General features: G+C 39.0%; 1 pseudogene. It reads right to left on the bottom strand.

From position 1 onward, the window contains the following. Window positions 1-474: pseudogene (locus ACFINC_RS09665) on the bottom strand (hypothetical protein); the annotation flags it as partial.

Here is a 474-nt window from a genome sequence, read left to right as displayed (position 1 = left end):
GAAACGACAGCTTCCCAAAAAACGGTAGCGTTATCATAGACCCAGCAATTGCCATCATGAGAGAGATTGCTTTCCTTTTCGATAAAACCACCTAAATCACCAGTCTTTACATCAGCAAAATCTCTAATGGCTTTAATGCGGTGTAAAGTATGACCAGCCACACAACGCGTTTCATTCGTAAATTCGTATTTTTTTGTTATAGGTAAAGAGACACAAGCGTCATCAGAAATTTGAGATGCAAGATTAATCGTTTCATTGTCTTCAATACGTGTATACCAATTAATAAAAGCATTCCCATAGACTTTTGCATTGTCTCTTATAACAGCCTTATCACATACAGCGGCGTTATTAAAAACACGAGCATGTTTGTAAACAAAAGCATATCCAAAACCCAAGGCACGATCATGTATTTTAGCATTGCCATCAACCCTCCCAAAATCACCTACCTGTGCATGATCACAAACCGGTGCCGGA

It is taken from the genome of Bartonella sp. AP58NXGY, assembly GCF_042195785.1.
Taxonomy (GTDB): Bacteria; Pseudomonadota; Alphaproteobacteria; order Rhizobiales; family Rhizobiaceae; genus Bartonella.
Note: the sequence above shows the minus strand (reverse complement) of the source record. Positions and strands in the feature narration are given on the sequence as shown.